We start from the raw sequence: 13,417 nt of genomic DNA, 5'->3' as shown, positions 1-13,417 counted from the left end.
TCGGTGTCTGTACAGATATGGCCGATTTGGCCGGCGACTTTGTCGAAAAGCCTTGAAAACCAGACGGTTTCCTGCGCTTTTGCTCCTCGTATCCAACCAAATTGGCTCATACCATTTTCCTCAATTGAATAGGTCCTGACCCTAGGGTCTGGTTTCCTGCGTTCTTGTTCCTGCGTTCCTGTTCCTCGTTACCGCCTCAAATCGGCTCATACCATTTCCGTCAATTTTATGGGTCCAGACCCTAGCTATGGAACGCCCGAAGCGTCCACCGCTCGCTCTTGCATGTTTCGAGCGAAGGGCATCGATTATCGGGCGCATTTGAATTCCATATCGCCTGGGGCCGCCATCGGTAGTGGCTTTGCGCAGACACCCCAAGCATCCTTCAAATCCGGCCAACCGTTTTGCCTCGACTCAGGCGAACCTCGGCCTCTCGGAACAGCGCGATGATTTCTTCGGGGGAATAGCGTTTCTTCGGCATTCTCAGCTCCAGTATTGGAGCCAATGCTAACCTAGAGGAATGGCCACTTTCCGTGGAGCAGATCACCGTCGGGAACGTTTTTCGCCGAAAGTCGGGCCGTTAAAACGCCCATAAAGTGGCAGATGGGAAATACATCAATCACAGGCTGTTCGAATGCTACTTTCACGTGATGATTATTCATCGAGTCAACCAAATATTAAAATTTGCTTAAAAATAATACTTTAATTCACGTAAAGTTTCGTTAATATTAGTTTTCCACAGAAATTTGATTGGGACGTTGCCGCTCCGGTTGACAGTAGAAGGATTTTGGCATGGTCCGATTAAATGTAAACGAGCGAATTCTTGCCCGAGTCGTCGGAGCGACCCTGATCCTAGCCGCGACGGCGGGGGAATTATCCGCACAGCCTGTGGCTGGTAGGGCGGTCGAGAGCGTGCCCGACGCGCGAAGGATCAGTGCCAAAGCGGAAGTCGACATCGTAATCGTCAGGGGCACGGCGGTGCAGGAAGGAGACCGTATTGCAACGGATGCGGCGGGTCTCGTCCATCTCATATTCAGCGACCAGACTAAGCTGGTGGTAGGACCGCGCTCGTCCCTACTGATAGAATCCTATCTTCTTCGCTCAAGCAGTACAGCAAACAATTTCACCGTTCGGGCTCTAGGCGGGTCCTTTCGTATGATTACGGGAAATAGCGAAAAGCGGGCGTACAGGATAAATACGCCCACGGCGACAATCGGGGTCCGCGGAACTGAATTCGACATGTCGGTGGAGCCCAATGGCGCTACGCGCGTCGTTGTGTTCAGTGGCGCCACGGATATCTGCACCTACGACGGTTTTTGCCAGATCCTGCGCGGCGGCTGCGCGATGGCGCAAGCGGCGCCGAGGCAGGATGTGGAGCTCCTTGAGGACGAATCCGTCCGAGAAGAACAGCTGCGGGCGAATTTCCCCTTTGTGAAGACGCAAAATCCGCTGAGAGCGGATTTTCAGGTTTCGTTGGACGATTGCCCGACGCTCGGCCTGCAACCGAGCGCGCCGACGCAGCGGCGGGCGGGCACTGATACTGATCCAGCAGCGCTCGCGTCGCCACCGTTGGTGCAACGCGTTGGGCTATTCCCATCGCAGGAAGAACCCGAAGATCGCGGAGTGGTGGAGCTCACGAACTCAGGAAGCGCGAACTGAGGTCATCGTTCAAGGCGAGATCGCCATTGTAGTCGGGCAGCACCGAAAGCGGCGGCAGGCCGACAAAGAAAATTTCTAAAGCTGAATTCCCCAACGAAAAGCATTTGGTCTTTCGGCAGGCTTGGTGCGCTTCGGGAATTGGCTGCGAAGTGGCGAGGTAATAGGGGGCACAAAAGGGGGGGCGCCTGATCGCCGTGCGGAGCTAGGGCGATTTGATAACGGCGCTGCACGGGACGGCCGTACTTAAATACGAACGCGCATGGAGGGGTGCGCGTCGCAGCCTTGAGGAGAATGTTTTGCGCATCCTCGAAGAAAAACGGGCCTTTCGGCAAAATGTGCGTCCATCGGTAGCCATCGCCCTGAGCCGATCGGGGACGGGCTCCCATCGATTGGCGATACGGGCGGACCTAATCGGCCGTCGCCTGACGCCGATCCTGCGGCGGACGTTGAATTCTCCGCTACCGGTCTGGAAGCGCGGCTTCGACATAGCTGTCTCGCTGGCAGCGATCATGGTTCTTGCGCCTGTGCTGCTCATGATATCCGCGCTTGTCGCCATGGATGGAGGCCCCGTCATTTACTCGTGCAAGCGCCCAGGTGCAATGAAGCGCAGTTTTCGCATGTTTAAATTCCGGACAATGAAGATGGACGGGGACAGGATTCTCGAGGCGTATTTCGCGGAACATCCGGATGCGCGCGCCGAATACAACAAGCGCTTCAAACTTCGCGACGATCCGCGCATCGCGGGCGCGGGGCGCTTTCTGCGTAGATACAGCCTCGATGAGTTGCCGCAGCTTTTTAACGTGCTCAGGGGGGACATGAGCATTGTCGGCCCGAGGCCGCGCGGGTACAACGAATTAACACAGGCTTGTCTTTTCGATGGCGCCGACTTCGACGCTTATTTTCGCGTCCCCCCGGGAATGACCGGTCTTTGGCAGGTTTCGGGCCGCTCCGATACCGACTACGGCATCAGAATACAATTGGACGCCGAATATGTGCGCACCATCGCATTGAAGCGCGATGTGGCAATCGTTCTGCGCACGATACCGGCCCTGCTGAGCGGGCGGGGGGCATATTAGAGGATTTTCTGCCGAAAAGCAGTCGATTTAACGGTAAGATTGTACTTCAACATACTGATGTCGAAGCGTTTTCTTATCACAAAAGCGACTTCGCTTTTAGGGGAGAAGCTTTAGAATGATTAAGCGGTCTCGGCCCGCGGTTGCAAGCAAGCGACTACGCAGTGGGGCGCGCGTTGCGGAGGAGGAAAATGATCGATGGCTTGCGGCAAAACCGGGCGAGCCTTCCCCCTGAAACACTCATCTATGTGATCGGTGACGTTCACGGCTGCCTCGACCTCCTGGAAGGTGCAATCGCGGCGATAGAGGCCGATCGCACGAAACGTCGGCAGCAACGTCACTTCGTCGTGACCCTCGGTGACTGTATCGACCGCGGACCACAATCTGCTGAAGTCCTCGAAAGGCTGGCAAATAATCCCTTTCCTGGGGCGGAGTATGTCGCGCTTCTCGGAAACCATGAGCAGGCGATGCTCGGGTTTCTCGAGGAACCGGAGCGCTGGGCGAGTTGGCTAGAGATCGGCGGACTTGCTACTCTGGAATCCTACGGCATCAGCATGCAGTCGCCGGCAACGCCCGAGGCGCTGGCGGAAACGTCAATGTGCCTCGGTAGCCTTCTGCCTGAGCGCCATCGCGCATTCCTGCAGAGCCTCCAGCCGTTTTGGTCGGTCGGCGATTATTATTTTGTTCACGCCGGCATCCGCCCCGGAACACCGCTCGATCGGCAGTCGATCAGAGACCTAGTGTGGATCCGAACGCCATTCCTCGACACGAACGAGGAGTTTACTAAAGTTATCGTGCATGGCCACACCCCGGTCCCTGAAATTGATGTGCGGCGCCAGCGGATCAACATCGACACCGGGGCATATTTCACCGGAAACCTCTCGGTGCTCGTTCTTTCGAACGGACAAAGGGAAGCCCTGCGAATAATCCAACCGGCCCACGACCACGGCAAGATCGGGAAAACGAATGGAGGCGCACGTCCTTCAAGGTTGCGGCCGAGCCGTGCCGCCCATCCTGAAGGAGCTTGGAGGACGTCTGGATTTCAGGAGCAGGGTGCGCCGAATTCGCTCCGGAGAGTGGCGGATGCGAAGGTGCCAATGCTCCTGTCGGCCGCCATCATGCTGAGCGTCGGCCTTTGCTTGGCTTACAGCGGCGTATCGAGAGCAATGTCGGCGTACAACGAATTGACGCCGCTAGGCCTTTCGGCGTTGGTGGGTAGGGAATCAGTCGCAGATGGATCCAAGCGCCTGGTCCTTGCGACGCGCCTCACTCGATGCCGCAAGAATTATTTTTCCGGCATCAAAACACGCACGTCGCTTAGTTCTCAGGCCGTTTATCGGTCCTGTCAGAAACTGATCGCCGACTACAATGGACAATCTCCTGGTGATCCATATGGATGGCTGAATGCGGCTGCATTTGCGTACGAAGCCGACGGCGTCGGGCTGTTGCCGGTAGAATTGCTGCGAATGGCCTACAAGACGGGAAGGTCCGAAGGGTCGGGCATCGCAAGACGGATCGTCCTCGGCTTCTTATTGGACAGTATGTTAGACGAGGAGTTGCGGGAAAGGCGGCGTGCCGACCTCGAGGTCGCGGTTCGAGACCGGCTCTACATGATCCCTTTCATCGAGCATTATATGAAGAGCGCCACTGATCGACGCCTCATAAATTCGGTTATTGCCACCCTTCCTCTCAAGGAGCAGGAGTATCTTGTCGCAGCGATCGATCATGTCCGCTCGGCGGAGATGGAAATCAAGGCGCCGAAGATATCCTCCCCAAGGAACAAGGGACCGATATCGCGGTAAACAAAGCGCAGGATAGCCGGCTTTCGCGTCTTGCAAAAGCTGCTCGGCATTTGCAGGAGCTTAATATAATCATCAAATAGTATAAATTGATTTTCTATGACCATTAATAAAATTATTTTCTTTACATGTAATATTTTTTCAATCTAAGTAAAATAAATTGAAAAAGAGAAAATGGAAGTTTTTGTAATTAAATTTCGTATTGATATTTGATAATATTTTGCAAAAATCATGCTACGAATTAAAAATGGTAAATTCGCCAAACCTGTGAGAGCTTGGTGACTCTTCATAGAGGACTTGCGCAATGCACGACAGCTTTGGGCGGTCGCACAATCTCCAGCACCTCCAGCCCTCCAGCGACGAAACGCTGAGGCAAGAACAGAATTTGCTTGCGTGGGCCGCTGAGGTTTTGAAACGGCAACTCATCGTCGCGATTGCGGTATTTCTCTGCGTTGTCGTCCTTAGCGTGCTGCTCGTGGCAATGCTGGAACGATTCTACACGGCTACGGCACTCGTCGTGGTCGATCCGACCGAATCCCGGCTTCTTGGAATGATGGAGAGGGGGCGCCAGGATGATGCGGCGCTTGGTGTCATTGAAACGGAGGTGGAGATCGCGCGTTCCGCTGATGTTCTTGACGCCGTGATCGAACGGCTCGAACTGGCGGAGGATGATGAATATCGATATCGACCTTCCTCGGTAAACCGGGTTCTCGGCTGGATTGGATTAAGCCCTGTTGCCGATCCGCTGATGGTGGGGGAGGGAGCCCGGCTGCGCAGGGAGGCGGAACGGGCGGCCGTCGTTCAAAACCTTGCCCGCACGCTGAATGTCCGCCGGCGGGGGATCACGAGCATCATTTCGGTCTCCGCCGAGAGCCGCTCTCCGGAAAAAGCGGCGATGATCGCCAACGCCGTGGCGGAGGAATATATCGCGTTTCAGGCCCGCAGCAAGGCGATGTCGGCAGAGCGGGCCGTACGCCTGCTTGACGGACGGGTCGAGGCGATGTCGGCCAATATCCGCAATGTGGAGGATCGCCTCGATCTTTTCATCGCGTCGGCGGCTGAGCGTTACGGTACGCCCGAAGTGGCGACTCGGGTACGCGAACTGAAAACGCTGCTCAAAGATGAGACCGAACGCGCGGGAAACCTGAGAGCGGATGCGGCGAGCCTCGCACGGCTCCGGTCTCAGGACGGAGAGCTCGAAGATATCGCCGAACTTGTTGGCGGTGGCACGTTGAACCGCACACTGGCTGAGCGCCGCGCTGCGCAGACCTTTCTGCAGCAAGCCGGCCCAGACGAGACGGAGCGCGCGAATGCGGTGAGAGAACGCCTTGCTGAAATCGATCGCACGCTTGAGACGACCATCGGGGAATATAAGCAGAATCTCTCGCAGGCCCGGCAGGAGGCGAAGGATCGCATTGGCGAATTGCGCGCCGAATTGCAGTCTAGCCTCGGGGATATTTCGATCCCGAACGAGGGTATGGTGGAATTCTACACGCTGCAGAGGGAGGCGGAATCAGGGCGTCAGCTTTACGACGAAACGCTTACACGACTACGGCAACTGGAACTGCAGTCCAATTTCGCGATTGCCGATGCGCGTATCGTTTCGCGTGCGATGTTGCCGGAGGAGATCAGCTTTCCCGCCGTCAAGATCATGCTGGGACTCGGCTTCGCGGCGGCACTTGCCACGGCTTGGGGTGCCGCAGTGCTGCGTGAGCAATATATCGGCGGTTATCGCTCCGTCGATCAGATAGAGGCTCTAACCGGCCAAACGGTGTTGTCGAGCATACCCTATTATCGCCCGCTCTCCGGCGATTTGGCTAATGCATTGGTCGAAGAGCCTCTAAGTCCCTACGCGGAAGCCCTTCGGCGCGCAAAGCTGAACATCGACGTCATGCTCGATTTTCCGGAAAAACTCTCGCTGATAATGACTTCGACGACCCGAGGCGAGGGGAAATCCACCGTTGCGCTCGGCCTGGCCGAGACTTACGCGCTAGCGGGACGGCGGACAGTTTTGGTGGATGCGGATCTCCGGCAGCCTTCGATCGCAAGTATGGTCGGGGAAGCGCAAGGGGCCGGCCTCTTCGATTGGCTCACCCGTACGGATGTGCCGCTGCAAAGTGTCATCTATCCGGACCAACGTCCGCGGCACGGCGAACTTTCTTTCATCTTCGGCGGCTCGCGAGACGAACTGCCGACGGATCGGCTTGTTGCTTCCGAACGCTTCGGCGAACTCTTGAAGGCACTTTCCGATGCGTTCGAAGTGATCATTATCGACACGCCGCCATTTGGTCAGGTCGTTGATGCCGGCATCATGGCGCGCAATGTCGATCTTTCACTCTACATCGTCCAGTGGGGCGCGACGAGCCAGATCGAGGCGTGGACTGGCCTGCGCGAACTGGAGAGGGCGAGGGCGAGCCGCCTTTCCGTAATCGTGAACCAGTCGAAAGAAAAATCGACCTCATATGCGTATGGCTACGGCTATCACAGCGACACGAAGGCGTAAACGTTCATGCAAGTGGCCCGCTTGCACGCCACGGCGTTTGTTCTGGCTATTGCGGTCGTTTTGGTCGCGCCACTGCCCTTGGGCGCGAACCGGCCGCTGTTTTGGGCCGTCAACGGGGCCGTGATCGGTCTCTCGCTCGCTCTTTCGGGCGTAGCGCAGTTGTTTTCGCAAAAGGCGCCCAAGAAACTGTCGGCGCCTTTGAGGATCGCCGGCGCGATCTTTCTGTCGCTTCTAGCCTGGATTGCAGTGCAGATGGCTCCATTCGTGCCGCGCGCCTGGCAGCATCCTTATTGGGACGATGCCAGAGTGTTGGTCGGCGCGCCGATTCAAGGCGCGATAAGCGTTTATCCCACCGGCACCCTGGACGCCGCCCTGCGCTGGCTAAGCACGGGAAGCCTGTTCGTTGTTTTCCTCGCAACGGGACAAGACCGCAGGCGAAGAGAGGTAGCCTTGTTCGCGATTGCTGCGGCAACAACCCTTTATGCCTTTGGCAGCTTGATCGTGCATCTAAATGCTCCTCTCCTGATTACCGGGATCCGCAAATGGGCCTATTTCGATTTCGTGACCGGCCCGTTCGTCAATCCGAACCACTTTGCGACCTATCTGGGTATCGGATCGATGGTTCTTCTTGCTCTCATTTTATCGCGCATCGACTTGCTCCAACGGCGGACGGCCGCTCGCTTTCGCGTCGGGATGGCCTCCTTATCGGCAGTTCTGGACGCTCAAGTGTTTGTTTTGGTCTGTATGGCCGCGGTTGCCATCCTTGCGCTCTTGGCGACAGGCTCGCGCGCGGGGATCGCTTCTACAGCGGTGGGAGCGATCGTCTTGCTGGTGACCTTTAGCTTGCGTTCGCGTGAGCGTTCGGGACTTGCCAGCGTGATAGCCGCCGCGCTACTGGGCGCCCTGGTATTGGCGTTGCTGGGTTTCCTGGCAGGCGTGATGACGGGTGGCAGCGGGCAGGCGGCAAGCGACGTCGAAAATCGGTTGCGTCTATTTCGCGATACGCTTTCGGCAATCGGCGCGCGCCCTTGGACGGGGCATGGGGCGGGGGCCTTTTCTGATGCTTTTGCAAGCTTCGTCGGTGTGGATATTCACGTCGGCCGGACCTATCGCGAGGCCCATAACACCTATCTCGAGATTGCGGCGAGCTTCGGCATTCCAGCCGCGCTAGCCGCGCTCGTCATGTTTGCCTGTCTCATGATTCCCGTCGTGAAGGCCAACTTCCAGCGCGGACGACCATACGCGGCACCACTTGCGGCCACCGGTGCGATCGTTGTGGTCGGCATCCACGCTCTTTTCGATTTTTCGATCCAAATACAGGCCGTGACCCTGACCTTTTTCACGTTAATCGCGATCGCTCACGCACAAGCGATGTCGCAACAGTCGCAACGCGAAAAAAAGGCGCAGCGCGAGGCGGACCTCGGGCAACCCGGTCTGTCGGTTCGCGACGTGATTATTCGCGGGCCGGCGCCTTTTCCTCGATCCGAAGCAGGCGGTGACGAAGCGACGAGCGATAAAGGCGATTGGCCCACGAACGGGGGATGATGCGCATCAGTAAGCGGCAAAAGGCAAACGCGTAGGCAGGCGAAAACGGGCCGCGCGTTGCAAGGATGTATCCGGAATAAAGCCTCAGTTCGACGAGGCCTCGCGACAGAGAAATGCGGCGCGCGAAAAAGGCGCCCGCAACCCGGAACTTCAACAGGCGGGCGGGAGAGTTGCCGAGGCGGTGCCCTGCGAGAGCGAGGCGCATCACGAAATCGAGATCTTCGCAAAGATGAAAGGGCCGATATCGGATGCCCGGGTCGTCGAAGAGCTTGCGGCGCATCGCATAGCTTGGATGGAGAATTGGGTTCATGTAGGCGAGTGAGCGGACGATGGCATCGTGGTCCGTAGGGAAATTGCGGTCGCCTAAGGGCCTGCCTTCCGTATCGATATCGCATGCCTGGGCGCCGATTAGCGCGATTTCAGGATGTTCGACCAGATGAGCGACCTGAACGCGGAAGCGGTTAGGTTCGCTGATATCGTCCGCATCCGCTCTGAATACGAATTCTTCATCTTCGAGCATCTGGATCAGAATGTTGAGCGTGCGGGCAAGACCGATGTTCCGCTCGTTGCGATGGATCTTGTGGATCAGCGATGCGAACTCATCGTTCGCAGCCTCGATGGCTTGAGGAACCTCGCCGTCGATGCCGAGATAGATCCGGAGGTTATGCGAACTGATATCCTGATCCGCGATCGACTGGAGAGCATCACGATAAAGACATGGATCATCCTCACCGTAGACGCAAAGAAGCACGGCCACCGAAGGACGCGTTCTCTTTTCGATGTTCTGCTTTATTTTTGTTGGACGCTGCGTCATTTCATCGAAAATATCTGAAAAATTCGATTTAGGATCGAAAATAAAATAAAAATATAGCAGTTCAAAGCGATGGAGCAGCAAATTGCTGAGAAGGACTCTTCGTGAATCAGCGATCTTTGCCACCAATGTCGGTCAATGAACCTATCGTGTCGAATTCTCCGGTCATGCGTTTACTTGCGTCGGGTTTCTGGATCTCCGCGTTGCGGGTCGTCGGTCGCGGGGCCCTTTTCGCCGCCACGTTGTTGATGGCGCAGGCGCTAACGGATGAGGAATTCGGCGTATTTTCATTCGTGCTGGCCTATCTCCTCGTTGCCAGCCTTGTCGGTGCTTTCGGACTGGAGCAAGTCACCCTCGTGTCAATTGCAAGGCTTCGCGGCGCCGGGCGCGAATGCGATATGCCGGGACTGCTTGCACGCATCCTCGTGGCTCGTGCCTGGACGCTGTTGCTGGTGCCAGCCGGGGTCACCGCACTCAGTGCCGGTGTTCTTGGCACAGTCCCAGACCTGTTGGCGATGTTCCTCCTGAGCACATTCCTATCCGTCCTTGCCGTGCTGTCGGGCATATTGCGAGGCGCGGATCACACGCTTGCTAGCGTGGCGGTTCAGGAACTGCCGCGCGGAGGGGCATTGCTGTTCGCGGCGGCGCTAGTTCATGGCAATCCTGTCATGACGCACTTCTGGTGGATCGCTCTGGGATTGCTGGGTCTTTTCCTAGCGATCTCAATGCTTGTGACGGCGCGTGCGATCAGCCGATTGGGCAGGGAAGCGATCGGCAACGGCGAGCAGGGAGCGAGGGGGGAAGGAACGCTTGAGCTGCCGGGGCAGGTCGCCTTCATGATGATCCTGATCGCCACCAATCTCTACATCTGGATCGTGCCGCTGCTGCTGGAACGCCTGAGCGGCGTCGGCGAGGTCGGCAATTTCAATGTCGCCATGCAGTATCCCGCCCTTGTTTCGTTTGTATCGACATCGCTTTCAAGTCTGTACATGTCACGTATCCCTTTCCTGCAGCACCAGGGCCGCCTGCAGAAGATGCGCCCGGAACTGGTTGCCGGATCGGGCATGGTGCTGGCGATCGCCGTGCCAATTATCGCTTTGTTGGTGTTGTTCGGCGAGCCGTTGCTCGCTCTGTTTGGAGAGACCTACCGGCGCACCTACGACGCGATGCTGGTGATCGCGCTCGCCCATACCGTCGCGATTTCCTGCGGCCCGGCGGGGTATATGCTGCTGTTGACGGGCCGGGAGAAAACCAACCTTTCGGTGATGGCTTCCACCAACCTAGCCGGCATTGCGGTCGCGGCGGGGCTGGCGTCCCAGATGGGGCATATGGCCGCCGCCATCGGTTTTCTTGCGGCAACCGTCCTCGCCAATACATTCATGGCTGGTTATTGCATCCGGAAGTTACGCATCAACCCTACGCTGACATGCATCTTATGGTGGCCCAAAGAGCAGCAGCCATGAGCAATCCCAATGCGCTGTCAGGGACGTTCGATCGGAAAGAGACGGGCCGGGGAACCCGCTTGCGGAGGAAGCCCGCACGCGCGAGAAACAAGGTTATCGAGGCGCTCGCGGTGCTTTTCATTCTGACGCTGCCCTTTTCAAGCGTTAGTCTCCAGATTCCGCTGGGCAATTTTGCGCATAACGCGGCACTTCCCTTCTTCCTGATGCTCGTTCTCGCCTGCCTGCCGGTCATGCGCCAAGTGCGCCTTCCGGCCATCGGCGCGCGAGATCCGGCTGCGCAATTCCTGCTAGTGATAATCCTGTTTTTCGGATGGTGCGCGTTCACGACCCTCATAACAGGGGTAATCTTCGAGTATCGCGCGGTCGACGCCTTTGGCCATAGTCCGTTTGCCCATTCCGTCGCACGTTTTCCGATCCCGGTCTTTCTCGGCTTTGTCGTGTTCGCATCGTTTTTTATCGCACGCTTCATTCTGCCTCCGCGCAGGCTCGACGGGACGCTGCTTCTTGCCTCGACGGTCGTTACCATGTACGGCTTGGTTCAGTTTTACTCCCTTCAGTTCCAACCTGAATGGTACACCCGCATCGCCCTCCTCATGGAGGGTGCGCGAACGGCACGCGACCACATTTTTCTCGACTATGTGACGCTCAAGGGCCGGCTGAACCTCACGACCTACGAGGCCGCGGAAGGGGCAAGGCTCGTTCTTATCCTGCTGTTGCCGGCGTTACTGACGATGCCGCTGGTCAACGGGTTCGCAAGAGCGCTCCGCGTACTCTCGGTCTTGAGCCTGATCGTCTTCATATTCGCCGCCGAAACGTTGGTTGGCCTTGCCGGTCTGGCAATACTCACGGTAGTCATTATCTTTCTTGAACCATCACGCCAGCGCTCGCGGATTGTTTTTGTGATCGCGGGGTTCGGCATGGTTGCCTTTGCCCTTTTGCCAGGCGAGTTCCTGGACCGCATTCGCGTTATCCTGACCAATCCCGGCCTTGCCCAGACGGACCCTTCCACGCTTACTCGCGCCGCTTTCGTCTATGCATCGCTTGATATCGCGCTGGATCACCCGCTTTTAGGCATCGGCTGGTCCAAGGATATCTTCTTCATGCATGAGGCAATTCCCGATTGGGGACTTTCCTGGGAAGTCGTCAATTCGATCACCAGCGGTGAAGCCGTCGCGGCGAAAAGCCTAGCGATCAGGCTGTTGCTCTACGGTGGCTTGCCTGCCTTCGGAATTCTCACTTGGTACTATGTGAAAATGTTCCTCACCGCTGTGAGCAAGGCCAGACAATCGCGCGACCCATGCTGGCGGAGGCTGGCCTTCGTGCTCGCGACGTTTGGAATTTGCGGCATCGTCGACGGCGGAATCCTGTCGACTCTCTATCCTTGGGCTGCGATTGGGCTCGCCTTGGGGTCTATCCGCCCCGAAGCGGCATCGGGAAGGGATGGCGAATGAGCCCCGCAAAACGCGCAGTTCTCGTCTTGAGCGCCTACCACCCGTCTTCCGAGGCGGTCTCTTCAGGGCCGAAGATCGTCGCCAGCGTCATCGCCGGTCTGGAGCGAAAGGGCTATCTTGTTTCGGTCGTTTCATTCGAGAACGAACTGGATTGGGCTCATCGCCCCGGCGGTTACGTGGCACGGGGCGCCCCTGGGAGCCGCGTCTTCAAACTGACGAGGACAGGTCGCATAATTGCAGGCCTTCTCCATCCATTGCTCCCCTTCGCTGCCTCCGTGCGCCGCTATGCTGCACGCAGGCATGTGCAATGTGTGCTCGCGGAACGGGATTTCGCCAAGATCGAGGTCGAGTTTACCCAAGCGATGGAGGCGCTGCCTCACAACCTATGGCCGCGAGCGCGGCTGGTATGCCACGACGTTCTGACACAACTTCATGAGCGTCGGCTTGAACATGCGCAGGGGCTCTGGAAGCTTTTTGCCCGTTTCGAGCTCTTCCGTATTCGACGATGGGAAGAGAAAGTGCTGCGATCCGTGGGCGAAGTTGTGACGTTGAACGGGAAGGACAAGGCATTGATCGAGGCGATCTCGGGGCGAAGCGATGTGAGCGTCCGGTACCCTGAGATAGCATCATATGTGCAGCCGCAGGAAAGAACATCCTCGACGGTCGAACCCGCCAGCTTGCTCTACTGGGGGCATATGGGCCGCACGGAGAATGTCGACGCCGTGCTCTATTTCGTTGCGGAGATCCTGCCGCGCATCAAGCTGCACTGCCCCGAAGTGCGGCTCATCGTGGCGGGGATAGATCCGCCAGGGGCAATTCGCCGTCTTGAGGGGCAAGACGTGGAGGTGACCGGCTTCATTGAAAATCCGGCCGACGTATTCCGCCGCGCCGGCATCGGCATCGTACCGCTGAGATTGGGCGCCGGGCTAAAGATCAAGACGCTGGAGCTTCTTGCAAGCGGCCTTCCAGTTGTCTCGACAAGCGTCGGCGCCGAGGGTGTCGAGCCTTGTGCACGACTTCGTGTGGCCGATGATCCCGAAAGTTTCTCTGCCGCGGTGATCGAAGTCATCAAGGAAGAGGGACCTTTGGGGCTTGGCAAGCGATCCTAGAGCGCTT

The 13,417-nt window shown here is 57.5% G+C and carries 9 protein-coding genes; 8 read left to right on the top strand and 1 reads right to left on the bottom strand.

Translation table 11 applies throughout. The annotated features are described in order from the left end of the window. Positions 1–789 precede the first annotated feature (789 nt). The 5 genes from GR183_RS22225 (at position 790) to GR183_RS20095 (ending at position 8,576) form a co-directional block, all read left to right on the top strand. Positions 790–1,656 carry a FecR family protein gene (locus GR183_RS22225; RefSeq protein ID WP_260514025.1) on the top strand — a complete coding sequence of 289 codons (867 nt, stop codon included), beginning with the start codon at positions 790–792 and terminating at the stop codon, positions 1,654–1,656. Between the two features lie 296 nt (positions 1,657–1,952). Then, positions 1,953–2,732: a sugar transferase gene (locus GR183_RS20110; RefSeq protein ID WP_160777455.1), complete on the top strand. Its 780-nt coding sequence runs from the start codon at positions 1,953–1,955 to the stop codon at positions 2,730–2,732. 188 nt (positions 2,733–2,920) lie between these two features. Then, positions 2,921–4,531 carry a metallophosphoesterase family protein gene (locus tag GR183_RS20105; RefSeq protein WP_160777454.1) on the top strand — a complete coding sequence of 537 codons (1,611 nt, stop codon included), beginning with the start codon at positions 2,921–2,923 and terminating at the stop codon, positions 4,529–4,531. A 301-nt stretch (positions 4,532–4,832) separates the two neighbouring features. Then, positions 4,833–7,031, top strand: coding sequence for a Wzz/FepE/Etk N-terminal domain-containing protein (locus GR183_RS20100; RefSeq protein WP_160777453.1), 2,199 nt, complete (start codon positions 4,833–4,835; stop codon positions 7,029–7,031). Positions 7,032–7,037: 6 nt separating this feature from the next. Next, positions 7,038–8,576 (top strand): O-antigen ligase family protein, encoded by a 1,539-nt coding sequence (locus GR183_RS20095; protein ID WP_160777452.1) that lies wholly within the window; start codon positions 7,038–7,040, stop codon positions 8,574–8,576. On the opposite strand, the gene GR183_RS20090 is transcribed toward GR183_RS20095, so the two are convergent. Further along, positions 8,485–9,333: a glycosyltransferase gene (locus tag GR183_RS20090; RefSeq protein ID WP_208999928.1), complete on the bottom strand. Its 849-nt coding sequence runs from the start codon at positions 9,331–9,333 to the stop codon at positions 8,485–8,487. The two genes, GR183_RS20095 and GR183_RS20090, sit on opposite strands and share 92 nt — an antisense overlap. Positions 9,334–9,635: 302 nt before the next feature. Here GR183_RS20090 and GR183_RS20085 point away from each other — a divergent pair, with 302 nt between their 5' ends. The 3 genes from GR183_RS20085 to GR183_RS20075 are packed head-to-tail and all read left to right on the top strand — an operon-like array spanning position 9,636 to position 13,410. Next, the gene (locus GR183_RS20085; RefSeq protein WP_208999927.1) at positions 9,636–10,850 is read left to right on the top strand and encodes a lipopolysaccharide biosynthesis protein; all 1,215 of its coding nucleotides are present in this window, start codon (positions 9,636–9,638) and stop codon (positions 10,848–10,850) included. Beyond that, positions 10,847–12,301, top strand: a complete 1,455-nt coding sequence (locus tag GR183_RS20080; RefSeq protein WP_160777449.1) for an O-antigen ligase family protein — start codon at positions 10,847–10,849, stop codon at positions 12,299–12,301. Before GR183_RS20085 ends, GR183_RS20080 begins: the two co-directional genes overlap by 4 nt. Next, positions 12,298–13,410 carry a glycosyltransferase gene (locus GR183_RS20075; protein ID WP_160777448.1) on the top strand — a complete coding sequence of 371 codons (1,113 nt, stop codon included), beginning with the start codon at positions 12,298–12,300 and terminating at the stop codon, positions 13,408–13,410. Before GR183_RS20080 ends, GR183_RS20075 begins: the two co-directional genes overlap by 4 nt. Positions 13,411–13,417: the final 7 nt, after the last annotated feature.

It is taken from the genome of Stappia sediminis, assembly GCF_009826895.1.
In the GTDB taxonomy this organism is placed as follows: domain Bacteria; phylum Pseudomonadota; class Alphaproteobacteria; order Rhizobiales; family Stappiaceae; genus Hongsoonwoonella; species Hongsoonwoonella sediminis.
Note: the sequence above shows the minus strand (reverse complement) of the source record. Positions and strands in the feature narration are given on the sequence as shown.

What these genes read in the sequence shown, in the direction of transcription:
- GR183_RS20095 (WP_160777452.1), top strand. Translation starts at nt 7,038, where the DNA reads ATGCAAGTGGCCCGCTTGCACGCCACGGCGTTTGTTCTGGCTATTGCG.
- GR183_RS20100 (WP_160777453.1), top strand. Translation starts at nt 4,833, where the DNA reads ATGCACGACAGCTTTGGGCGGTCGCACAATCTCCAGCACCTCCAGCCC.
- GR183_RS20085 (WP_208999927.1), top strand. Translation starts at nt 9,636, where the DNA reads ATGGCGCAGGCGCTAACGGATGAGGAATTCGGCGTATTTTCATTCGTG.
- GR183_RS22225 (WP_260514025.1), top strand. Translation starts at nt 790, where the DNA reads ATGGTCCGATTAAATGTAAACGAGCGAATTCTTGCCCGAGTCGTCGGA.
- GR183_RS20105 (WP_160777454.1), top strand. Translation starts at nt 2,921, where the DNA reads ATGATCGATGGCTTGCGGCAAAACCGGGCGAGCCTTCCCCCTGAAACA.
- GR183_RS20080 (WP_160777449.1), top strand. Translation starts at nt 10,847, where the DNA reads ATGAGCAATCCCAATGCGCTGTCAGGGACGTTCGATCGGAAAGAGACG.
- GR183_RS20075 (WP_160777448.1), top strand. Translation starts at nt 12,298, where the DNA reads ATGAGCCCCGCAAAACGCGCAGTTCTCGTCTTGAGCGCCTACCACCCG.